At 53.8% G+C, this 1,789-nt stretch carries 1 protein-coding gene and 1 pseudogene; both read left to right on the top strand.

Annotation, left to right across the window (positions count from 1 at the left end; translation table 11 throughout):
* Positions 1-226, top strand: a pseudogene (locus tag Q8O73_RS03425) (methyl-accepting chemotaxis protein); the annotation flags it as partial.
* A 308-nt stretch (positions 227-534) separates the two neighbouring features.
* Positions 535-1,789: HAMP domain-containing protein (locus Q8O73_RS03420; RefSeq protein WP_305555007.1), on the top strand; the 1,255-nt coding region annotated here is incomplete at its 3' end.

The raw sequence follows: 1,789 nt of genomic DNA, 5'->3' as shown, positions 1-1,789 counted from the left end.
GACCAACGAGATCACCCGCAATGTGCGCGGGGCGGCGGACCGTACCCGTGCGGTATCGACCTCGATCACCGATGTTGCCAATGAAACCGGCAAAACCGGCGAATTGTCCGGTCAGGTCTTGCAAACCGCACAACTGGCATCCGAGAAAGTCGAAAATCTGCGTTCCAGCATCAATCGCATCCTTGATGATCTGCGTCAGCAGGCCCATGACCGGGCGGCATCCTGATCACACCCAACCAACAATCGCCAAGGCCCGCCATCCCGGCGGGCCTTGCTCTGTAAGGTACTCTTATTAAAACCGACACTTTACAAACATATTATCTTTAATTTGATAGTGTGTTATGGAATCCTGATTGGAGAACAATCACAACAGGCCAGTATCAGAACGATATAAAAAGTCAAAAATACCATCTCCGGATGAACGACCCGACATGCGAACACATTAATGGCAGCGGTTCTCTCATCAACGGATCACCCTAAAACAACCGGCAGCAGGGAGGGCCAGTCGGCTGAAACATTGAAAGAATACAGAGAATGGGAACTAAATTTGGGGTCCAGGGGAAGCTGCTGGCGTCATTTGCGCTGGTAGGCTTGATGGCCGTTATTGCCGCCGTGGTTGGGGGTTTTGCCTTTAACCAGTTTGGCGCAACCTTATCCGAAATTACCGAAGACAAACTTCCGCCGATGTTCGAGGCCCAGCAACTGGCAACCGAAAGTGCCGAAATTGTTGCAATTGCGCCTCGCATCGTTGCATCGCGTACACCAGAAGACGAACAAATCGTCAAGGATGAACTCGATCAGCGTCTGGCCGATTTGTCCCTTAAAATTACGGCATTACAGACAACCGGCACCGCCCCCGACATCATAGAAGTCATCAACAGCAACCGGGTATTGCTTCAGGGTGCGCTTGAACAATTGCACGCCGCCACCCAGCAACGGTTTGCCATTACGGCAGAAAAAGCCGACAAGATGGCCAAATTCCAGGACCTTGCCAAACGCTATGGCGATACCCTCAAGCCGATCCTGTCTGCCAGCGAAACCGAAATGTCGCAGGCCAGTGCGCTGGCATCAACCTTGCGCAAGGATGAACTGGCCCGGTTTGACAAAACCCGTGACGATATGGTCGCGGCCTTCCTGAAATATAATGCCGCCATTGACAGCCGCACCCCCGTTCTTGCAATCGAACGGGCCGGGTCTTCTGCCGCCAATATGATCATCGCCGCAACCACCGAAACCGAAGCCGTACGGCTCTCGATTGTCGGGGTTCGGGTTCGCGGGGCCTATGCCGATGCCCTTGCCCTGATTAACGAGTTGGAAAATGAAAGGCTGAAAACCTTTTATGTCGATCTGGTTGATCAAATGAGCGCGCTTTCCATCGGTGAAAACAGCATTCCCGATCTGCGCAGCAAGGAATTGCAGGCCATCGCCAATGCCCAGATGTTTGTGCAGCAAAGCGGCGAACATGCCGATGCGATGCGCACCGGGGTCACTGAACTGGTTGATGCCCTGCAACGCGATGTCGATGACGCCGCCACCCTTGCCTTCGACATTCAAAAACAGGGATCGCTGGTTCTTTATGGCGTCGCCATCGCGGCGATCCTTTTGTCGCTGGCGATTTACGTGATCTATGTCCGGGGCAATCTGTTGCGCCGTCTGGCCGGGTTGCAAAACACCATGGTCACGCTGGCCGATGGCAATCTCGATATCGAGGTTCCCGTGCGCGGTAATGACGAAATCACCGCCATGGGCCGTGCGGTCGAGGTCTTTAAGGAAAATGCCCTGAAAGTCC

This window comes from Thalassospira sp. (assembly GCF_030690045.1).
Lineage (GTDB): Bacteria > Pseudomonadota > Alphaproteobacteria > Rhodospirillales > Thalassospiraceae > Thalassospira.
The sequence above is the reverse complement of the archived record's forward strand: the minus strand, read 5'-3'. Positions and strand labels throughout refer to the sequence as shown.